The 15,698-nt window shown below is 71.8% G+C and carries 13 protein-coding genes; 8 read left to right on the top strand and 5 right to left on the bottom strand.

Annotated elements, in window-relative coordinates; all coding sequences use genetic code 11:
- Nucleotides 1-26: 26 nt before the first annotated feature.
- Nucleotides 27-902 carry a neutral zinc metallopeptidase gene (locus FS769_RS05750; RefSeq protein WP_144830549.1) on the bottom strand — a complete coding sequence of 292 codons (876 nt, stop codon included), beginning with the start codon at nt 900-902 and terminating at the stop codon, nt 27-29.
- A gap of 187 nt (nt 903-1,089) precedes the next feature.
- Between FS769_RS05750 and FS769_RS05745 the strand changes: the two genes are divergently transcribed.
- The 3 genes from FS769_RS05745 to FS769_RS05735 are packed head-to-tail and all read left to right on the top strand — an operon-like array spanning nt 1,090 to nt 4,242.
- Nucleotides 1,090-2,391, top strand: coding sequence for a sugar ABC transporter substrate-binding protein (locus tag FS769_RS05745; protein ID WP_144830545.1), 1,302 nt, complete (start codon nt 1,090-1,092; stop codon nt 2,389-2,391).
- A complete protein-coding gene (locus tag FS769_RS05740) occupies nt 2,384-3,337 on the top strand; it encodes a carbohydrate ABC transporter permease (protein ID WP_260979702.1) in 954 nt (317 codons plus the stop codon). Before FS769_RS05745 ends, FS769_RS05740 begins: the two co-directional genes overlap by 8 nt.
- Nucleotides 3,334-4,242 carry a carbohydrate ABC transporter permease gene (locus tag FS769_RS05735; RefSeq protein WP_260979701.1) on the top strand — a complete coding sequence of 303 codons (909 nt, stop codon included), beginning with the start codon at nt 3,334-3,336 and terminating at the stop codon, nt 4,240-4,242. Before FS769_RS05740 ends, FS769_RS05735 begins: the two co-directional genes overlap by 4 nt.
- A 146-nt stretch (nt 4,243-4,388) precedes the next feature.
- On the opposite strand, the gene FS769_RS05730 is transcribed toward FS769_RS05735, so the two are convergent.
- Complete coding sequence (locus tag FS769_RS05730; RefSeq protein WP_144830542.1) at nt 4,389-5,603, bottom strand: amidohydrolase; 1,215 nt, start codon at nt 5,601-5,603, stop codon at nt 4,389-4,391.
- 107 nt (nt 5,604-5,710) lie between these two features.
- Here FS769_RS05730 and FS769_RS05725 point away from each other — a divergent pair, with 107 nt between their 5' ends.
- The gene (locus tag FS769_RS05725) at nt 5,711-6,904 is read left to right on the top strand and encodes an NAD(P)/FAD-dependent oxidoreductase (protein ID WP_144830539.1); all 1,194 of its coding nucleotides are present in this window, start codon (nt 5,711-5,713) and stop codon (nt 6,902-6,904) included.
- Nucleotides 6,905-7,083: 179 nt separating this feature from the next.
- A complete protein-coding gene (locus FS769_RS05720; RefSeq protein WP_144830536.1) occupies nt 7,084-8,301 on the top strand; it encodes a DUF4190 domain-containing protein in 1,218 nt (405 codons plus the stop codon).
- A gap of 30 nt (nt 8,302-8,331) precedes the next feature.
- Here FS769_RS05720 and FS769_RS05715 read toward each other — a convergent pair whose 3' ends face one another.
- From FS769_RS05715 to FS769_RS05705, 3 genes are all read right to left on the bottom strand, one after another.
- Nucleotides 8,332-9,333: a LacI family DNA-binding transcriptional regulator gene (locus tag FS769_RS05715; protein WP_144830534.1), complete on the bottom strand. Its 1,002-nt coding sequence runs from the start codon at nt 9,331-9,333 to the stop codon at nt 8,332-8,334.
- Between the two features lie 41 nt (nt 9,334-9,374).
- A complete protein-coding gene (locus FS769_RS05710) occupies nt 9,375-11,054 on the bottom strand; it encodes a glycoside hydrolase family 13 protein (protein WP_144830531.1) in 1,680 nt (559 codons plus the stop codon).
- Nucleotides 11,055-11,186: 132 nt separating this feature from the next.
- Nucleotides 11,187-12,377, bottom strand: coding sequence for a glycosyltransferase (locus FS769_RS05705; protein ID WP_144830529.1), 1,191 nt, complete (start codon nt 12,375-12,377; stop codon nt 11,187-11,189).
- A gap of 224 nt (nt 12,378-12,601) precedes the next feature.
- On the opposite strand from FS769_RS05705, the gene FS769_RS05700 reads away from it, so the two are divergent.
- The 3 genes from FS769_RS05700 to FS769_RS05690 are packed head-to-tail and all read left to right on the top strand — an operon-like array spanning nt 12,602 to nt 15,424.
- Entirely contained in the window at nt 12,602-13,816 is a 1,215-nt protein-coding gene (locus FS769_RS05700) for a glycosyltransferase (protein ID WP_144830526.1), read from the top strand.
- Nucleotides 13,813-14,847: a glycosyltransferase gene (locus tag FS769_RS05695; protein ID WP_144830523.1), complete on the top strand. Its 1,035-nt coding sequence runs from the start codon at nt 13,813-13,815 to the stop codon at nt 14,845-14,847. Before FS769_RS05700 ends, FS769_RS05695 begins: the two co-directional genes overlap by 4 nt.
- Nucleotides 14,848-14,899: 52 nt before the next feature.
- Nucleotides 14,900-15,424, top strand: a complete 525-nt coding sequence (locus FS769_RS05690; protein WP_144830520.1) for an adenine phosphoribosyltransferase — start codon at nt 14,900-14,902, stop codon at nt 15,422-15,424.
- Nucleotides 15,425-15,698 lie beyond the last annotated feature (274 nt).

Raw genomic sequence — 15,698 nt, 5'->3', positions numbered from 1 at the left:
GCCCGGCCCGCCGCGGGTCCGCAGACCTACAGGCTCGAGCCCGACACCGAGAACGTGTCGCAGGCGTTCACGCCGCCCTGCCGGCCGGTGTCGAACCACCGCTGGCGCTGCTCGCTCGAACCGTGGGTCCAGCTCTCGGGGTTGACGACCCCGCCCGACTCCGCCTGGATGTGGTCGTCGCCGACGGCCGCGGCCGCCGCGAGGGCGTCGGTGATCTGCTGGTCGGTCGGGGGCTCGAGGTAGGGCGTGCCGGTCTCGTCGACCTGTTCGCCCGCGTTCGCCACCCACGCGCCGGCGAAGCAGTCGGCCTGCAGCTCCGTGCGCACGCCGTTGCTGTCGGGACCCGTTCCGTTGTTCGGGTGCTGGTCCATCACGCCGATGAGGTTCTGCACGTGGTGGCCGTATTCGTGGGCGAGCACGTACAGCTGGGCGAGGGGACCCGCGGTGGTGTCGTACTGCTCGCGCAGGATCGCGAAGAAGGTGGGGTCGACGTACACCGTCTCATCGGGCGGGCAGTAGAACGGCCCGGTCGCGTTCGAGGCCGTGCCGCACGTGGTCGAGGTCGAACCGTCGACGATGATCAGCTGCGGAGCCCGGTACCCCTCGAGGGTGTTCCCCCAGAACTGGTCGAGGTTGAGAGATGCGGCCGCGAGCCGGCAGTCGTCGTTGCTGTTGGCATCCGCGCCCGTATCGCAGCTGGCGACGCGTTCGCCGCCGCTCTGCGGGGCCGCCGGGGCTCCGCCTCCGCCGAGCAGACCGGTGAGATCGGTGCCGGTGAACAGCGAGATCAGCAGCACCACGATGCCGCCGACGCCGACGGCTCCACCGCCGACCGCGGCCACGGTGCCGCCGCGTCGCTTGGCGGTGTTGTTGCCGACGCGGGCGTTGTCGTTGAAGGTCACGGGCGTGACGCTACCCGCGGCGCGGCCCGAGAACAGGGGGCTGGACGCGGCGTGAAATCGCTGGGCGCGCAGACGCGGGGCGGTTTCCGCAACCCCCCGGTGCGACGGATCCGCGCGCGTACCGTCGGCCCCGAGGAGCAGCGCGGCCCCGGCGTCCGCTCCTCGCGAAGACACATCGGAGAACGCCATGCCCCTGACACGTCGGACCTTCCTCGCCGGATCGGGAGCGCTCGCGCTGCCGTTCCTCCTCGCCAGCTGCGGGTTCGTGCAGACCGCCCCCGCCGAGAAACGTCAAGGCACCCTCACCTTCACCACGTGGGGGACGGATGCCGAGCTCGCGGGTTTCCGCGCCGCGATCGCCGCGTTCGAAGCGGCCAACGAGGGCTCGACCGTCGAGCTCAACGCCGTTCCCTACGAGCAGATGTTCACCAACATCGACGCGCAGCTGCAGGCGGGCAACCCGCCCGACATCTTCCGCGTGCCCTATTACACGTTCGGCGCGTACGCCGGTCGCGGCCAGTTGCTCGACCTGAAGCCGCTGCTGTCGGCCGACCGCCAGGGGCAGTTCACCCCGCAGGCGTGGGCGGCGGTGCAGAACGGCGACGGCACCTTCGGCCTGCCGCACCACACCGACACCTCGGCGATCCTCGTCAACCTCGACCTGTTCCGTCAGGCCGGGATCGACGCGTCCGAGATCCCGACCTCGCCCGAGAACGCGTGGACCTGGGATCAGCTCGACGCCCTCGGCGGGCGACTGCGCGCCGGCCTCCCGGCCGACCGCTGGCCGTGGGCATACAACTGGCAGGGCAACGGCGTCACCCGCTGGCTGAGCCTGCTCTTCCAGTCCGACGGCGCGTTCCTGGAGTCCGACCAGAAGACCCCGGCGATCGACTCCGACGCGGCGCGTCAGGCCGTGGAGTTCTCGAGCTCGTTCTTCACCAAGAACTACGTGCCCGCGAACAACACGATCGCCTCCTCGAGCTACGCGGCCGAGTCGTGGTTCTCGCAGTCGGTGGCGATGGTGTGGTCGGGGGCTTTCCAGATCCCGGATGCCGACACCACGGCCGACTTCGAATGGACGGCGACCTACGCGCCCCGCAACGTCCGTGCGGGCAGCGACTTCGGCGGCAACGCGCTCGTGGCGACCGCGAACACGCAGCAGCCCGAGCTGGCGGCGGCGTTCCTGGAGTTCGTGACGGATGCCGCTCCCATGCGCGACTTCTGCCGCGCGGCATCCCTTCTGCCCACCCGTGCCGACCTGCTCAACGACCAGCTCGAGTTCGAGGTGCGGCCCGAGCTCGCGCCGGTCTTCGCCGGTCAGGCCTCGCTCGTGCAGCCGCAGGACGTCGCGCAGGTCGCGAGCCCCTCGATGTCGGCGATCATCCCGGTGCTCAAAGAGCAGCTCGACCTCGCCTTCACCGGCGCCCAAGATGCCGCGACCACGGTGACGAACCTGCAGTCGGGCATCGGAGCGGCCACCGGTGGCTGACACCGCGGTCGCCCGACTGCGCCTTTCGCGACAGGGCCGACCGGAGCGGGGGGAGCGCCTGCGCACCCGCCGCCCCGGCGCCCGTCGCGAGGCGCTCGCGGCGTACGGGTTCCTCGCGCCGAACTACCTGCTCCTGCTGGTGTTCGTGCTCGTACCGCTGGTGGGGGCGTTCTTCGTCAGCCTGCAGCGCACCGACGGATTCGGCGACGGCACCTTCGCGGGCCTCGACAACTACGCACGGCTCGTCGGCGACCCGCTGTTCTGGCGGGCGCTGGGCAACACCGTGCTGTTCACGCTGCTCGTGACGCCGCTGTCGATGCTGTTGGGCCTGATCGCCGCGACCCTCCTGAACACTGCGCTGCCCGCCCGGCCGCTCTGGCGCTCGCTGCTGATCCTGCCGATGGCCGTGTCGGGTGTGGCCACCGCGCTGATCGGGGTGCTCGTGTTCGACCAGAACTCCGGCATCTTGAACCGCATCCTCACCGCCGTGGGTCTGTCGCCCGTCACGTGGCAGTCCGATCCGGTGCCCGCGTTCGCCACCATCGTGCTGGCGACGGTGTGGTGGCGCACCGGCTTCAACATGCTCATCTATCTCGCGGGGCTCCAGGGCATCGGCCCCGACCTGTACGAGGCGGCAACCCTCGACGGTGCGAACCGGTGGCAACGGTTCCGCAACGTCACGATCCCGCTGCTCGGACCCACGTCGTTCTTCCTCGTCGTGCTGAACGTGATCTTCTCGTTCCAGGTCTTCGACATCGTGTTCGTCCTCACCGGCGGCGGGCCGGGAGGCGCGACGAGCGTGCTCGTCACCTACGCCTACGAGACCGGGTTCGTCACGCGCGACCAGGGCTACGCCGCGGCGATCGGCATGGTGCTGTTCCTGTTCGCCCTCGTGTTCGCCGCGGCGCAGTACCGCGCCTCCCGCACCAAGGATGTGGTCGAGTGAGCATCGACGAGCGCCTGGATGCCACGGCATCCGCGTCCCCCCTCGCCCCACCCGCGGTGACCCCGGGTCGGCGCGCCCACGACCGGTCGCGGCGGGGGAGCGCGATCGTGCGCACCCTCATCGTCGCAGTGGTGGGCCTGGCCGCCGTATCGCCGCTGTACTGGATGCTCGCCGTCGCCTTCTCATCGCGCGCCGAACTGCTCGGCGGGCGGGAGCTGCGCCTGTGGCCGCGCGAGGTGACCTTCGAGAACTTCGAGCGCGTGTTCGCCTCGTTCCCCGTGGCGACCTGGTTCGGCAACTCGGTCGCGATCGCGGTCGTGGTGACCCTCATCTCGGTCAGCACGAGCTTGCTCGCCGGGTACGCGTTCGCGCAGCTGCGCTTCCGCGGGTCGACGGCGCTGTTCTTCCTCGCGCTCGCCACGCTCGTGCTGCCGGTGCAGGTGATCATGGTGTCGCTGTTCCGCATCGTCACCGCGACCGGACTGTACGGCACCTACTGGGCGGTGATCCTGCCCGTGTCGGCCTCGGCGTTCGGGCTCTTCCTCGCGCGGCAGTTCATGCTCGGCATCCCGCGCGAACTGATCGAGGCCGCGCGCCTCGATGGCGCCGGGCACGTGCAGACGTTCCTGCGGGTCGTGCTGCCGCTGTCGAAGCCGCTCATCGCGGTGCTGGTGTTCATGAGTCTGCTGTCGTCGTGGAACGACTTCGCCTGGCCCCTGATCGCGCTGCGCGAGAACCGCCTCTTCACGCTTCCGATCGGCCTGCTCTATCTGCAGGGCCAGTTCGGCAGCGACTACGGCGCCACGATGGCCTATGCCCTGCTGAACGTGGTGCCGATCGCGATCGTGTTCCTGGTGTTCCAGCGGTACTTCGTCGCGGGCTTCGCGCGGAGCGGCATCAAGTGAGGCGGTTCCGAGGTCCCTCGGTACGCAGGTCCCTGAGCTTGTCGAAGGGTCCGGTGGCTTCGACGGGCTCAGCCACCTCGGAAGATAGGTCCCTGAGCTTGTCGAAGGGTCCGGGAGCCGCCGCGGGCCGCCGAGGCGCCTCCGCCTCAGCCGAGGAACTCCCGCGCCGCCACGACCAGGTTCTCCACGCCGCGGTCGATCGTCGGCTGCATCACGGGGGCGAAGTGGGGCGAGTGGTTCGTGGGGATGTCGCGCTCGATCGTGCCGCCGGCGAGGGCGTCGGCGAAGGTCTGCGGGTCGACCCCTCCCCAGAACCAGAACACCAGCGGGGCACCCGACTCGCGCGCGAACCACGAGACGTCCTCGCTACCGGTGAACATGCCGGGGTCGACGACCGAGCCCTCGCCGAACGAACGGCGGAACGCCGCGGTGAGCCGGGCCGTGGCATCCGCGTCGTTGATCGTGGGCGGCAGGGTGTGATCGGTCGAGATCACGGGTTCTCGTTCGGCTCCGGATGCCGCGGCCTCGGCGCGGATGATGCGCTCGACCTTCGTCATCACGCGCTCTCGTGCGGCGTCGTCGGGGTAGCGCAGGCTCAGTTCGAGCTTCGCCTCGGCGGGGATGATGTTGTTCTTGAGCCCCGCGTGGATCGAGCCGACGGTGACGACGGCGACGTCGCGCGGGTCGACCTCGCGCGAGACGACGGTCTGCAGGCGCATGACGGTCGCCGCTGCCATGACGACCGGGTCGATCGTGGAGTGCGGACGCGAGCCGTGACCACCACGGCCGTAGAGCATCACGGTCAGGCCGTCCGAGGCCGCCATCTGCGTGCCCGGGCGCACGCCGATGACGCCGGCGGGCAGGGGGGTGACGTGCTGGCCGAGCACGATGTCGGGCTTCGGGTAGCGGTCGAGCACGCCGTCGGCGATCATCGCCTTCGAACCGGCTCCGTACTCCTCGGCGGGCTGGAAGACGGCGACGACAGTCCCCGACCACTCGTCGGTGGTCGCAACCAGTCGCTCGAGCGCGCCGATCAGCGCGGTGACGTGCATGTCGTGGCCGCACGCGTGCATCACGGGAACGGCGTTGCCGGCCGGATCGGTGCCGCGCGCCGTGCTGGCGTAGGCGAGGCCGGTCTGCTCCTCGACGGGGAGGCCGTCCATGTCGGCACGCAGCCACACGACGGGTCCGTCGCCGTTGTCGATCCGCGTGACCACACCGGTGCGGCCCACTCCCTCTTCGACCTCGAGGCCCAGGTCGGCGAGGTGGCGGGCGATGACGCCCGCCGTCCGCGTCTCCTGGAACGACAGCTCGGGGTGGGCGTGCAGGTCGGTGTAGAGGCTTTCGAGGTCGACGCTCATGCCCCGAGCCTACTCAGCCGCGCCCGACCGCGGTCGGGTCGCTACCGGATGCCGCGGACCCCCGCAACCCGTCCGTTCCGGTCAGCTCGGGCGATCACGCTGTCGGCATGACCACCACACACTTCGACTACCTCATCGTCGGCGGCGGAATGGTCGCCGACACCGCCTCCCGCGGCATCCGCGAGATCGACGCCGACGGCTCCATCGGCATCCTGAGCGACGACGTCGACGAGCCCTACACGCGCCCCGCGCTGAGCAAGAAGCTGTGGACCGACGACGAGTTCACGTGGGACAAGGTGCCGCTCGGCACCGCCGACGACACCGGCGCCGACATCCGCCTGCGCACGCGCGCGACCGCGATCCGTCCGGATGCGCACGAGGTCGACGCCGACGGCGAGACGTTCTCGTACGGCAAGCTGCTCATCGCGACCGGGGGCACGCCCGTTCCGCTGCCGGTCGACGACCGCACGGACGGCGGGCGGGTCCTGTCGTTCCGCACGGCCGAGGACTACCGGCGCCTGCGCTCGCTCGCGAAAGACCTCGACCGCATCGTCGTGGTCGGCGGGGGCTACATCGGCTCCGAACTCGCGGCCGCTCTCGTGCAGAACGACGTCGACACGGTGCTCGTGCACACCGGCGCCGTGCTGGGCGATTCGATGTTCCCGCCGGCGCTCGCCGATCGTTTCGAGAAGCTCTTCCGCGACGCGGGCGTCGAGATCGTCGCCGGGTCCAAGGTCGAGGGCGGACAGGCGGATGCCGACGGCGTGCGCCTTCAGCTCGAGAACGGCGACGAGGTGCGGGCGGATGCCGTGGTCAGCGGGCTCGGCATCGAGGTGGCCACCGACCTGGCCGAGCAGGCGGGTCTGACCGTCGACGACGGCATCGTGGTCGACGCGCAGCTGCGTGCCTCGGTCGACGACGTCTTCGCGGCGGGTGACGTGGCGAGCTACCCCGACCGGATCCTCGGCCGCCGTCGCGTCGAGCACGTCGACAACGCCAACGAGCAGGGCAAGGCCGCGGGCCGCAACCTCGCGGGCGCCGCCGAGGCCTACACGCACACGCCGTACTACTACTCCGCCGTCTTCGGCGTCCGCTACGAAGCCGTGGGCACGCTCGACTCCTCCCTCGACACGGTCGAGGACTGGACGGATGCCGATCACGGCGTCGTCTACTACCTCGACGACGACCGCGTCGTGGGCGTGCTGCTGTGGAACGTCGAAGACGCCCGCGATGCGGCGCGCGCGGTGCTGGCCGAGGCCGAGACCCTCACGCGCGACGACCTCGTGGGGCGCATCCGCTGAGACCGTCGGCCCGGACCGGTCCCGCTCGTCGCGGCCGGTCCGGGCGACTGCGTTGCGCGTTAGCCCCCGACCTGCGCCCGTACGGCCGCGACGCGGCCCGATGTGCGTGCTGTCCGGCCGGGTCTAACCTGGACGCACGCTGGGGGTTCTCCCAGCGTGCACTGCATCCAGGAGCACTCATGGCGACCGCTGAACTGCGTCTTCCCCTGTCCGTGGACCAGGCGCGCGACGCGCTGTCCGCCGCGCTGACCGACCTCGGTTTCACGGTGACCCCCACGGCATCCGGATCCCTCGACGTCTCGCGCGGGAGCCTCGGCACGACGCTCGTGGCCGGCGCCTTCGCGGGCCAGGACATGCACGTGCGATTCGACGTGCACTTCTCGGGGGCGCCCGAGGGCACCCTCGCGAGCTTCGAGCACTCCGCGGCAGGCGGATTCTTCAAGGGCGGGGCGATCGGCGCCGTCAAGGCAGGTGATGTGGTTCGCGAGGCCGCGCACTCCGCGGGGGTCCGGCTCGCCGAGCGGGGTCAGCTGGTCGGCGTCCCGCCCGTCGCTCCTCCCGGGGCATCGGGGGCGGATGCCGCGACCTCTCCCGTCCCGCCGCCGTACGCCCCCGGTGCGCAGGGTTACCCCGGCGCAGCGCAGGGCTACCCGGGTGCCGCGCAGACGACGGCCGCAGACGGCACGTACCTCGCGCCCTACCCGGCTCCGCCGGCGTCGGGCCGCACGAACGTCGTCGCGATCGTGGCGATCATCCTCGGCTTCCTCTTCCCGATCGGCGGCATCGTGGCGGGCGCGGTGGCGCTCGCCCAGGTCAAGCGCACGGGCGAGAAGGGGCGCGGGCTCGCGATCGGCGGCATCATCGCCGGCTCTGTGCTGACGGTGCTGTTCATCCTCGCGGCGATCGGGCTCTTCGTCTTCTCGGTGTTCGTCGGCGCGACGGCGGCGTCCGGCGAGTCCGGTTCGTCGACCGACCCGTTCGCCCCGCCGGTGCCGTCGGCGAGCGGTGGCGGCGTGGAGATCACGCCGAGCGACCCTTCGGCCGACGACCCGTACGCCCTTTTCGTCGGCGAATGTCTCGACGGTCTGGCGAGCGGCGTGATCGCGGACGACAGCTTCGTCGACTGCGCAGACCCGCACACCTACGAGGTCTACTCGACTTTCGCCGTTGCCGACGGGGCTTTCCCCGGTGACGATGCCCTCGGGAACGCGGCGTTCGAGGGCTGCGACGCGGAGTTCGAAAGCTTCGTCGGCGTTCCGTACGGTGATTCGACCCTCGACTGGGAGTACGTCGGTCCGACCGAGCAGACCTGGTCCGACGGAGACCGCAGCATCTCGTGCATCCTCTACGACCCCGCGGGTGAGGTCACGGGTTCGCTCGAGGGCTCGGCGCGCTGACCCGGGCTCTCGCCCCCGGCGGCGAGGCGGTCAGGCGGGCGGCGGGGCCGTCGAGCCGCGTTCGACGAGCTCGAACGGCAGCGTTCCGAGTCCGCGTGCGGGCTCAGCGCCGTCGAGTTCCGCCAGCACGGCGGCGGCAGCCCGCTCGCCCTGGCCGCGGGCGAACTGGTCGACGGTGGTCAGGCCGAACCACCGGCCGAGCTCGTGGCCGTCGACGCCGATGATCGAGACGTCGTCGGGCACCCGCAGGCCCTTCTCGCGCGCGGCGAGGATCGCGCCGATGGCCATCTCGTCCGAGGCCGCGAACAGTGCCGTGGGGCGCTGCTCCGCGTCGAGGGCGCGCGCGGCGGCGGCGGAACCGCCCTCGATCGTGAAGTCGGCCGGGTAGACCGGTGCGTCCGCGACGCCCTCTTCGGCCAGCGCCTCTTCGAATCCCCGTCGTCGCAGGGCCGGCACCGTCGATCCGGCCGCCGTCGCGGCATCCGCCCCGATGTGCGCCACCCGGCGATGCCCCAGCGCGAGCAGGTGCGCGGTGGCGAGTCGGCCGACCGCGAGATCGTCGACGGTCAACGTCGTCAGCAGGGGGTTGGGCCCGGCGATCGCGACGATCGGCACGCCGAGCCGGCGCAGCGACGCCGATTCCTCGGCGTCCGACTCCAGGGCGATCGTGATGACGGCGTCGATCCGGCGCCGTCGCACGTGGTCGTCGAAGACGCGTCGCCGCTCGTCGCGGTCCACGCCGACGCTGTACAAGGTGATGTCGTAGCCGTGGCGGACGAGCCCGTCGGAGATGCCCGCGAGCACGGTGCTGAAGAACCAGCGGTCGAGGAACGGCACGACCACGCCGACGGCCCGCGCGCGTCCTGACGCCAGGCTCGACGCGGCCGCCGACACGACGTACCCCAGGCTCTCCGCGGCGACCATCACGCGCTCGCGGGTCGCCGCCGACACCGGCCCCCGTCCGCTCAACGCACGCGAGACCGTGGCCGTCGACACCCCCGCCACGCGGGCGACGTCGTCGATGCCGACCACGGTCTCGTGTGCTCTCGTCGAATACCGGCGGATGCCGCGGCTCAGGCCGCCGCGATCCAGACGGTCGTGTCGGTGGGCAGGGTGTCGCCGTCGAGCGGTCCGCTCGCGATGAGCACCTCGCCCGCGGGCAGCTCGACCGCGGCATCGCCGAGGTTCGCCACCACCAGGAGCGAGCCGTTGCGGAACGCCACCACGTCGTCGCCGAAGCCCTCGACCCACGCGAGCTCGCCCGCGCCCAGGTTGCGCGCGCGGCGCTCGGCCAGCAGCGACCGGTACAGCGTCAGCGTCGACGAGGGGTCGTCGACCTGCACGTCGCGCGCGAGGTCGGCCCACTCCGTGGGCTGCGGCAGCCATGACTCGCCCGTGTCGTTGAATCCGTAGGCGGGGCCATCGGCGGTCCAGGGGATCGGCACGCGGCATCCGTCGCGCCCGTAGCGCTCGCCGTTCGTGCGGAACCAGGTCGGGTCCTGCCGTGCGTCGTCGGGCAGGTCGATGACCTCGGGCAGACCCAGCTCTTCGCCCTGGTACAGGTACGACGAGCCCGGGAGCGCCAGCATGAGCGAGGTCGCGGCGCGGGCGCGGTGCAGGCCCTTCACGGGGTCGGGCTTGCCGGGCGACTGCGGGCCGATGCCCGCACCCTGCGGGTTCTCGGCCGTCAGCGCGAGGCGCGAGGCGTGGCGCACGACGTCGTGGTTCGACAGCACCCAGGTGCTGGGGGCGCCGACGGCGCCGTACTCGTCGAGCGAGTCGGTGATGACCGCGCGCAGGGCCGGTGCGTCCCAGGCGGTCTCGAGGTAGTGGAAGTTGAACGCCTGGTGCATCTCGTCGGGTCGCACCCACAGCGCCGTCTCGGCGACGGTGGGCAGCCATGCCTCGGCGCACAGGGCGCGGTCGCCGTCGTACGCGGCGAGCACCTCGTGCCATTCGCGCCACACCTCGTGCACGCCCGGCTGGCCCCAGTAGGGGACGGCGTCGGCGTCGCCGCCCATCGACCCCGCGTCGGGATCGGGCGTGTAGTCGGGCAGGCCTTCGGCCTTGATGAGGCCGTGCGCCACGTCGACGCGGAAGCCGTCGACCCCGCGGTCGAGCCAGAAGCGCAGGATGTCGCGGAACTCCGCGCGCACCTCGTCGTTGGTCCAGTCGAAGTCGGGCTGGCTCTCGTCGAAGATGTGCAGGTACCACTGGCCGGGGGTGCCGTCGGCCTCGGTCACGCGCTTCCACATGCCGCCGCCGAAGACGCTCTCCCAGTTGTTCGGGGGCAGCTCGCCGTTCTCGCCCTTGCCGTCGCGGAAGATGTAGCGCGCCCGCTCGGGGCTGCCGGGGGCGGCCTTGAGCGCTTCCTGGAACCACACGTGCTGATCGCTCGAGTGATTGGGCACCAGGTCGACGATGACCCGGATGCCGCGCTCGTGCGCACCCGCGAGCATCGCGTCGAAGTCGGCGAGGGTGCCGAAGATCGGGTCGACGTCGCGGTAGTCGGCGACGTCGTAGCCCGCGTCCTTCTGCGGCGACCGCTGGAAGGGGCTCAGCCAGATGGCGTCGACTCCCAGGTCCTGCAGGTCGTCGAGGTGCGCGGTGACGCCGGGCAGGTCGCCGAGACCGTCGCCCGAGGCGTCCGCGAACGAGCGGGGGTAGATCTGGTAGATGACGGCGGTGCGCCACCACTCGGAGCCGGGAGCGGCGACGAGCTCGGCGCGCGCGTCTTCCTGCGTGAAAGTCATGACGACCACGTTAGTGCAAGCGCTTGCAGTCGCGTCAACGGGCTCCCGCTCGAGCGTCGACCACGGGGCGGTGGGGTGAGGATCCGTCGAGCACGGGTGAGTTGAAGGATGAGGCGACGTGCCGTGCCGAGGTCAGAGTCCGCGGCGCGACCGGTCGAAGTGCGTGATCGCGTCGGTGTAGACGCGGGTGATCCGGGACAGATGCGTGTCGAAGTCGAGGTCGGCGGCGCTCGCCCGCGCCCCATCGGTCAGCGTGGCGCGCAGGCGCGCGTCGAGGGCGACGCGCTCGAGCGCCGCGGCGAGGGCCTCCGCGCTCGACGACGCGCTCACGACGCCGTTGACCCCGTCGACCACGAGAGAGCCGGCCGCGTCGGGCGTCGCGATCACCGGGCACCCCGCGAGCAGGCTCTCCGCGATGACCAGGCCGAAGGTCTCGGGCCACTGCGAGGGGAACACCAGGGCGGTCGCGGTCGACAGCAGCGCCGCTTTGCGGGCGTCGTCCGCCCAGCCGACGTAGCTCACCGTCTCTCCGACGGCCTTCTCGACGACCGCGCGCAGCGGGCCGTCTCCGGCGATGACCAACTCGCCGTCGATGCCGGCCTGCTCCCACGCCCGCAGCAGGGTCTCGATGCCCTTCTCCTTCTGCAGCTTGCCGAGGAACACGAAGCGCGGGTGCGCCGAGGGCTGTCGATCCTCCGGGTGCGCCGCGGCGATCCAGCCGTGCGGCACGACGCGGGCGTCGATCTCGTCGAGGGGCAGGCCCAGGGCGGCGTGCCGCCGGCGCGTGCGCACGCTGGGGAAGACGACGACATCGGCACGACGGGCCGAGCGCCACAGCACCCGCGAGCGGAGGCGTTGGACGAGGCCCAACCGCGACTGCTCGATCCCGTGGCGGACGCTGGTCGAGGTCGTGTCGACGAGGCAGTAATCGTGGGCGGTGTGCACGACCGGAGTCGCCTGCGCGCGCAGGATCGCCGATCCGATGCCCTGGAAACGGTGCACGTGCACCACCCGGTCGGGTTTCTGCACGCGCCGCAAGGAGCGGGGCACGACGAACGCCCCCCACAGGTCGAGCGCGTGGAAGGCCACGCGCGCCGTCACCGTCGCGCCGTGCTCGTCGGGGCGGTATGGGCGTCGCACCGGCAGCTGCCGCACGACGACGCCGGAGCGGCGGGCCCGCGCGACCGTTTCGGGGTCGGTCCAGGCGGTGACGATCTCGACGCAGTCGCCTTGTCGTGCTTGCGCTGCGGCCAGGGCGAGCACGTACGACTCGGCGCCTCCGAGCGGGGCGACGAAGGTGCTCTGCACGTGGGTGATCTTCACGCGAATATCCCCTCCGGTCGCATCCGAACGCGACGGACGTTACGCGGGGGCGATCGCCATGGACCGCGGCGAGGACGCGGGCGGCGCGAGGTTCGACCGGAACCTCACCCGTTCGGGGGTCGTCCTTAACGAGCCACCGCGGGGAGCGACTTGAGCGCGGGTCGCCCGCGCCGCTCACCACAGTGGGTCCCGTGTACGCCCAGCCGACAGTCGAGCAAGAGACGGTGTCTGCGCGCATCGTCAGCGTGACCCCGATGGTCCCCTTCGACGGCGTGCCGCACGCGGGGGGCCAGTACTACCTCCGGCACCTGCGCGCGCTCGCCGCGCTCGGGCACCGCATCACGATCCTCGCGCCGGACAGCCCCGACAATCGCGTGGGACGCCTGGCCCTGCGCAACGAGTTCCGCGTCGAGCTGCTCGCCGTGTCGACTCCGCTCGGCCGGCGCCTCGCGGACTTCTCCGACAAGCAGCAGGCGCGCCTGTTCCCCGTCCGTCCTGTCGCGCGGATCCGCCGGGCGTTCTCGGCGTCGACGGTGGCGCGGCGCCTCGTCGAGACGGCCGACGTCGTCGAGTATCAGTGGACCGAGACCGCATGGCTCGCCGCGCACCTGCCGGCTCCGTCCGCGCGCCACGTCGTCGTCGTGCACGACGTGCTGTCGCAGAGCTACGAGCGCTTCTTCGAGGCGAGCGCCGCAGCCCCCTTGCCGCAGCGCCTTCTCGCCCGGTGGCGGCGATTCATCGTCGCCCGCGACGAACGCCGCGTGTACTCGAGGGCCGACGTCGCCGTCACCTTCAGCGCGAAGGACGTCGACGTCATCCACCGCTGCGCGGGCGCTGCGGCGCCGGCGCGCGTCGTGCGACCGCCCCTCGCCGGTGTCGAGTCGGCGGAGCACGCAGACCCCGGCACCACGACGGCACCGGTCGTGCTGTTCGTCGGCGCGTTCGATCGCTCGGTCAACGCCGATGCGGCGGAGTGGGCGGCCACCGAGATCCTCCCGATCGTCCGGGCCCGTCACCCCCGGGTGCGGTTCGTCTTCGCCGGGGCCAATCCCACCCCGCGCATGCACGAGCTGGCCGCAGACCTCGACGCCGTCGAGGTGACCGGTCGGGTCGAGACCCTCGATCCGTATTACGCGGATGCCGCCGCGGTGCTCGTTCCGCTGCGTTCGGGAGCGGGGGTCAAGTTCAAGACCGTCGAGGCCATGGTGCGCGGCATCCCCGTCGTGTCGACGACAGTCGGGGTCGAGGGGATCGTCGACGACCGCCTCCACGTCTTCGCCGTCGCGGATGAGGCTGACGCCCTCGCCCGCGGGGTGATCGCCGTGCTCGACGACCCTGCGGCCGCCCGCGCCGACGCCCGCGGTGTGCGCGCTGCGGCGCGTGCGGAGTTCTCCGCGGCCCAGTTCGAACGTTCGCTCGCGGAGGTCTACGGCTCATGACGTCGCACCCGACTGCCGAGGCAGCCACCATCGTCCGTCCGTCGGTGGTCGGCGCCACCGTCACCTACGCCTCACGAGCGCGCTCGTGCCGTGCCACGGTCGAAGCCCTGCTCGCGCAGGGGGTCGAGAGCGTGATCGTCGTCGACAACGGGTCCACCCCCGACGCCCAGCGAGAGCTGCGCGAACTCGTCGCCGAGTACGAGCCCCGTGTTCTTTGCCACCGTCTCGACCGCAACGAGGGCTCGGCCCCGGCGTTCGGTCTCGCGATCGCCCTCGCCCGCGAGGCGGGGGCCGAGTACGTGTGGCTCCTCGACGACGACAACCTCCCCGAACCGGGCGCGCTCGACAGCCTCATCGCCGAGGAGCGCCGGTTGTGGGACGCGGGCACGATGCCGTGCGCGGTGGCGCCCGTGCGCGCTCCCTCGGCCGACCCCGACGAGGTGGCCGAGACGATCGCGTCGGAGCTCTCGCGCGAACAGCCCGAGGCGAGCCGATCGTTCGCGGGAGTCGAGGCGGGCCTGTTCGCGCGGCGCGCCCTCGAGCGACTCGGCCTGCGCCGTGCGGTGCAGCGGACGGGTGGCGATCTGCCCTACGCGCCCTATGGCGGACTGCTGATGCGCATCGCGGCGACGCGGGCCATCGGTGATCCGGATGCCGACCTCGTGCTCTACGGCGACGATCTGGAGTACACCTCGCGCATCGTCGCGGCGGGCGGGCGCATCGTGCTGACCCCGCGTGCGGTGGTCGTCGACCCGCGCGGCGAGCGGTGGATGCCGCCCGGCTTCGAGGTGCTGGCGATGTTCCGCTCGACCAACGACGCGCTGCTGTATTACTCGCTGCGCAACCGGGTGCACCGCGAGCTGCGGATCGGCAAGCGCTGGTCGCGCGCCCGCGTGCTCAACGGCGCCCTCTTCGCCGCGCTGTGCCTCGTGTGCATGGTCGTGACGCGGCGGAGAGACAAGGCGCGCGTCATCCGCACCGCCGTCGACGACGCGATCGCCGGCCGGCTCGGGCGCCGTGTCGAGTTCTGAGGCGCCTGGACTCGCCCGCGGGCAGGGTCTACCGCGCGCGTAGGCTGGACGGGTGCCCGACGCCACTGCCCTCGCCCGCGCTGAATCGCTCATCACGAGCATCCCCGACTACCCCAAGCCCGGAATCGTCTTCCGTGACATCACTCCGCTGCTCACCGACGCCGCGGCCCTGCGGACCGTCGTCGACGCGCTGATCGAGCCGTTCGTCGGTCGCTTCGACGCGGTCGCCGGTGTCGAGGCGCGCGGGTTCCTGCTCGCGGGCGCGGCGGCGATCGCGGCGAACGTGGGCCTCATGCCGATCCGCAAGGCGGGCAAGCTGCCCCGACCCGCGGCCTCGATGTCGTACGACCTCGAGTACGGCTCGGCGCAGATCGAGATGCACGACGACAACGCCGCGGGCGCGCGCGTGCTGCTGCTCGACGACGTGCTCGCCACGGGCGGCACGCTCCGAGCCGGCCGCGACCTGCTGCGGGCCGTCGGCAGCGAGGTCGTCGGCATCGCGACCCTGCTCGAGATCGACGGCCTCGGCGGTCGCGAGGCCCTCGGCGGCGACCTGCACTCGGTCTTCCACGTCTGAGGCCGGCCGGCCCGCGGGCCGCGCCCGCGTGCACAACTCCGGAACGTCGGCCGGGGTCGTGGGCGGATGCCGCGGACTTCCGCGGTCGCGGAGGGGTCGGCATCCGGAATCACCGGAGTTGTGCACGGCTCGGGCGACCTGAACGAGGTCTCGAACGGCTGCGCTGCCCTGGGCCGCGGGCCGCGCCCGCGTGCACGACTCCGGAACGTCGGCCGGGGTCGTGGGCGGATGCCGCGGACTTCCGCGGTCGCGGAGGGGTCGGCATCCGGAATCA

The sequence above is a fragment of the Microbacterium sp. BH-3-3-3 genome (assembly GCF_007679045.1).
In the GTDB taxonomy this organism is placed as follows: Bacteria; Actinomycetota; Actinomycetes; order Actinomycetales; family Microbacteriaceae; genus Microbacterium; species Microbacterium algihabitans.
The sequence above is the reverse complement of the archived record's forward strand: the minus strand, read 5'-3'. Positions and strand labels throughout refer to the sequence as shown.

What these genes read in the sequence shown, in the direction of transcription:
- FS769_RS05745 (WP_144830545.1), top strand. Translation starts at nt 1,090, where the DNA reads ATGCCCCTGACACGTCGGACCTTCCTCGCCGGATCGGGAGCGCTCGCG.
- FS769_RS05730 (WP_144830542.1), bottom strand. Translation starts at nt 5,603, where the DNA reads ATGAGCGTCGACCTCGAAAGCCTCTACACCGACCTGCACGCCCACCCC.
- FS769_RS05725 (WP_144830539.1), top strand. Translation starts at nt 5,711, where the DNA reads ATGACCACCACACACTTCGACTACCTCATCGTCGGCGGCGGAATGGTC.
- FS769_RS05720 (WP_144830536.1), top strand. Translation starts at nt 7,084, where the DNA reads ATGGCGACCGCTGAACTGCGTCTTCCCCTGTCCGTGGACCAGGCGCGC.
- FS769_RS05710 (WP_144830531.1), bottom strand. Translation starts at nt 11,054, where the DNA reads ATGACTTTCACGCAGGAAGACGCGCGCGCCGAGCTCGTCGCCGCTCCC.
- FS769_RS05695 (WP_144830523.1), top strand. Translation starts at nt 13,813, where the DNA reads ATGACGTCGCACCCGACTGCCGAGGCAGCCACCATCGTCCGTCCGTCG.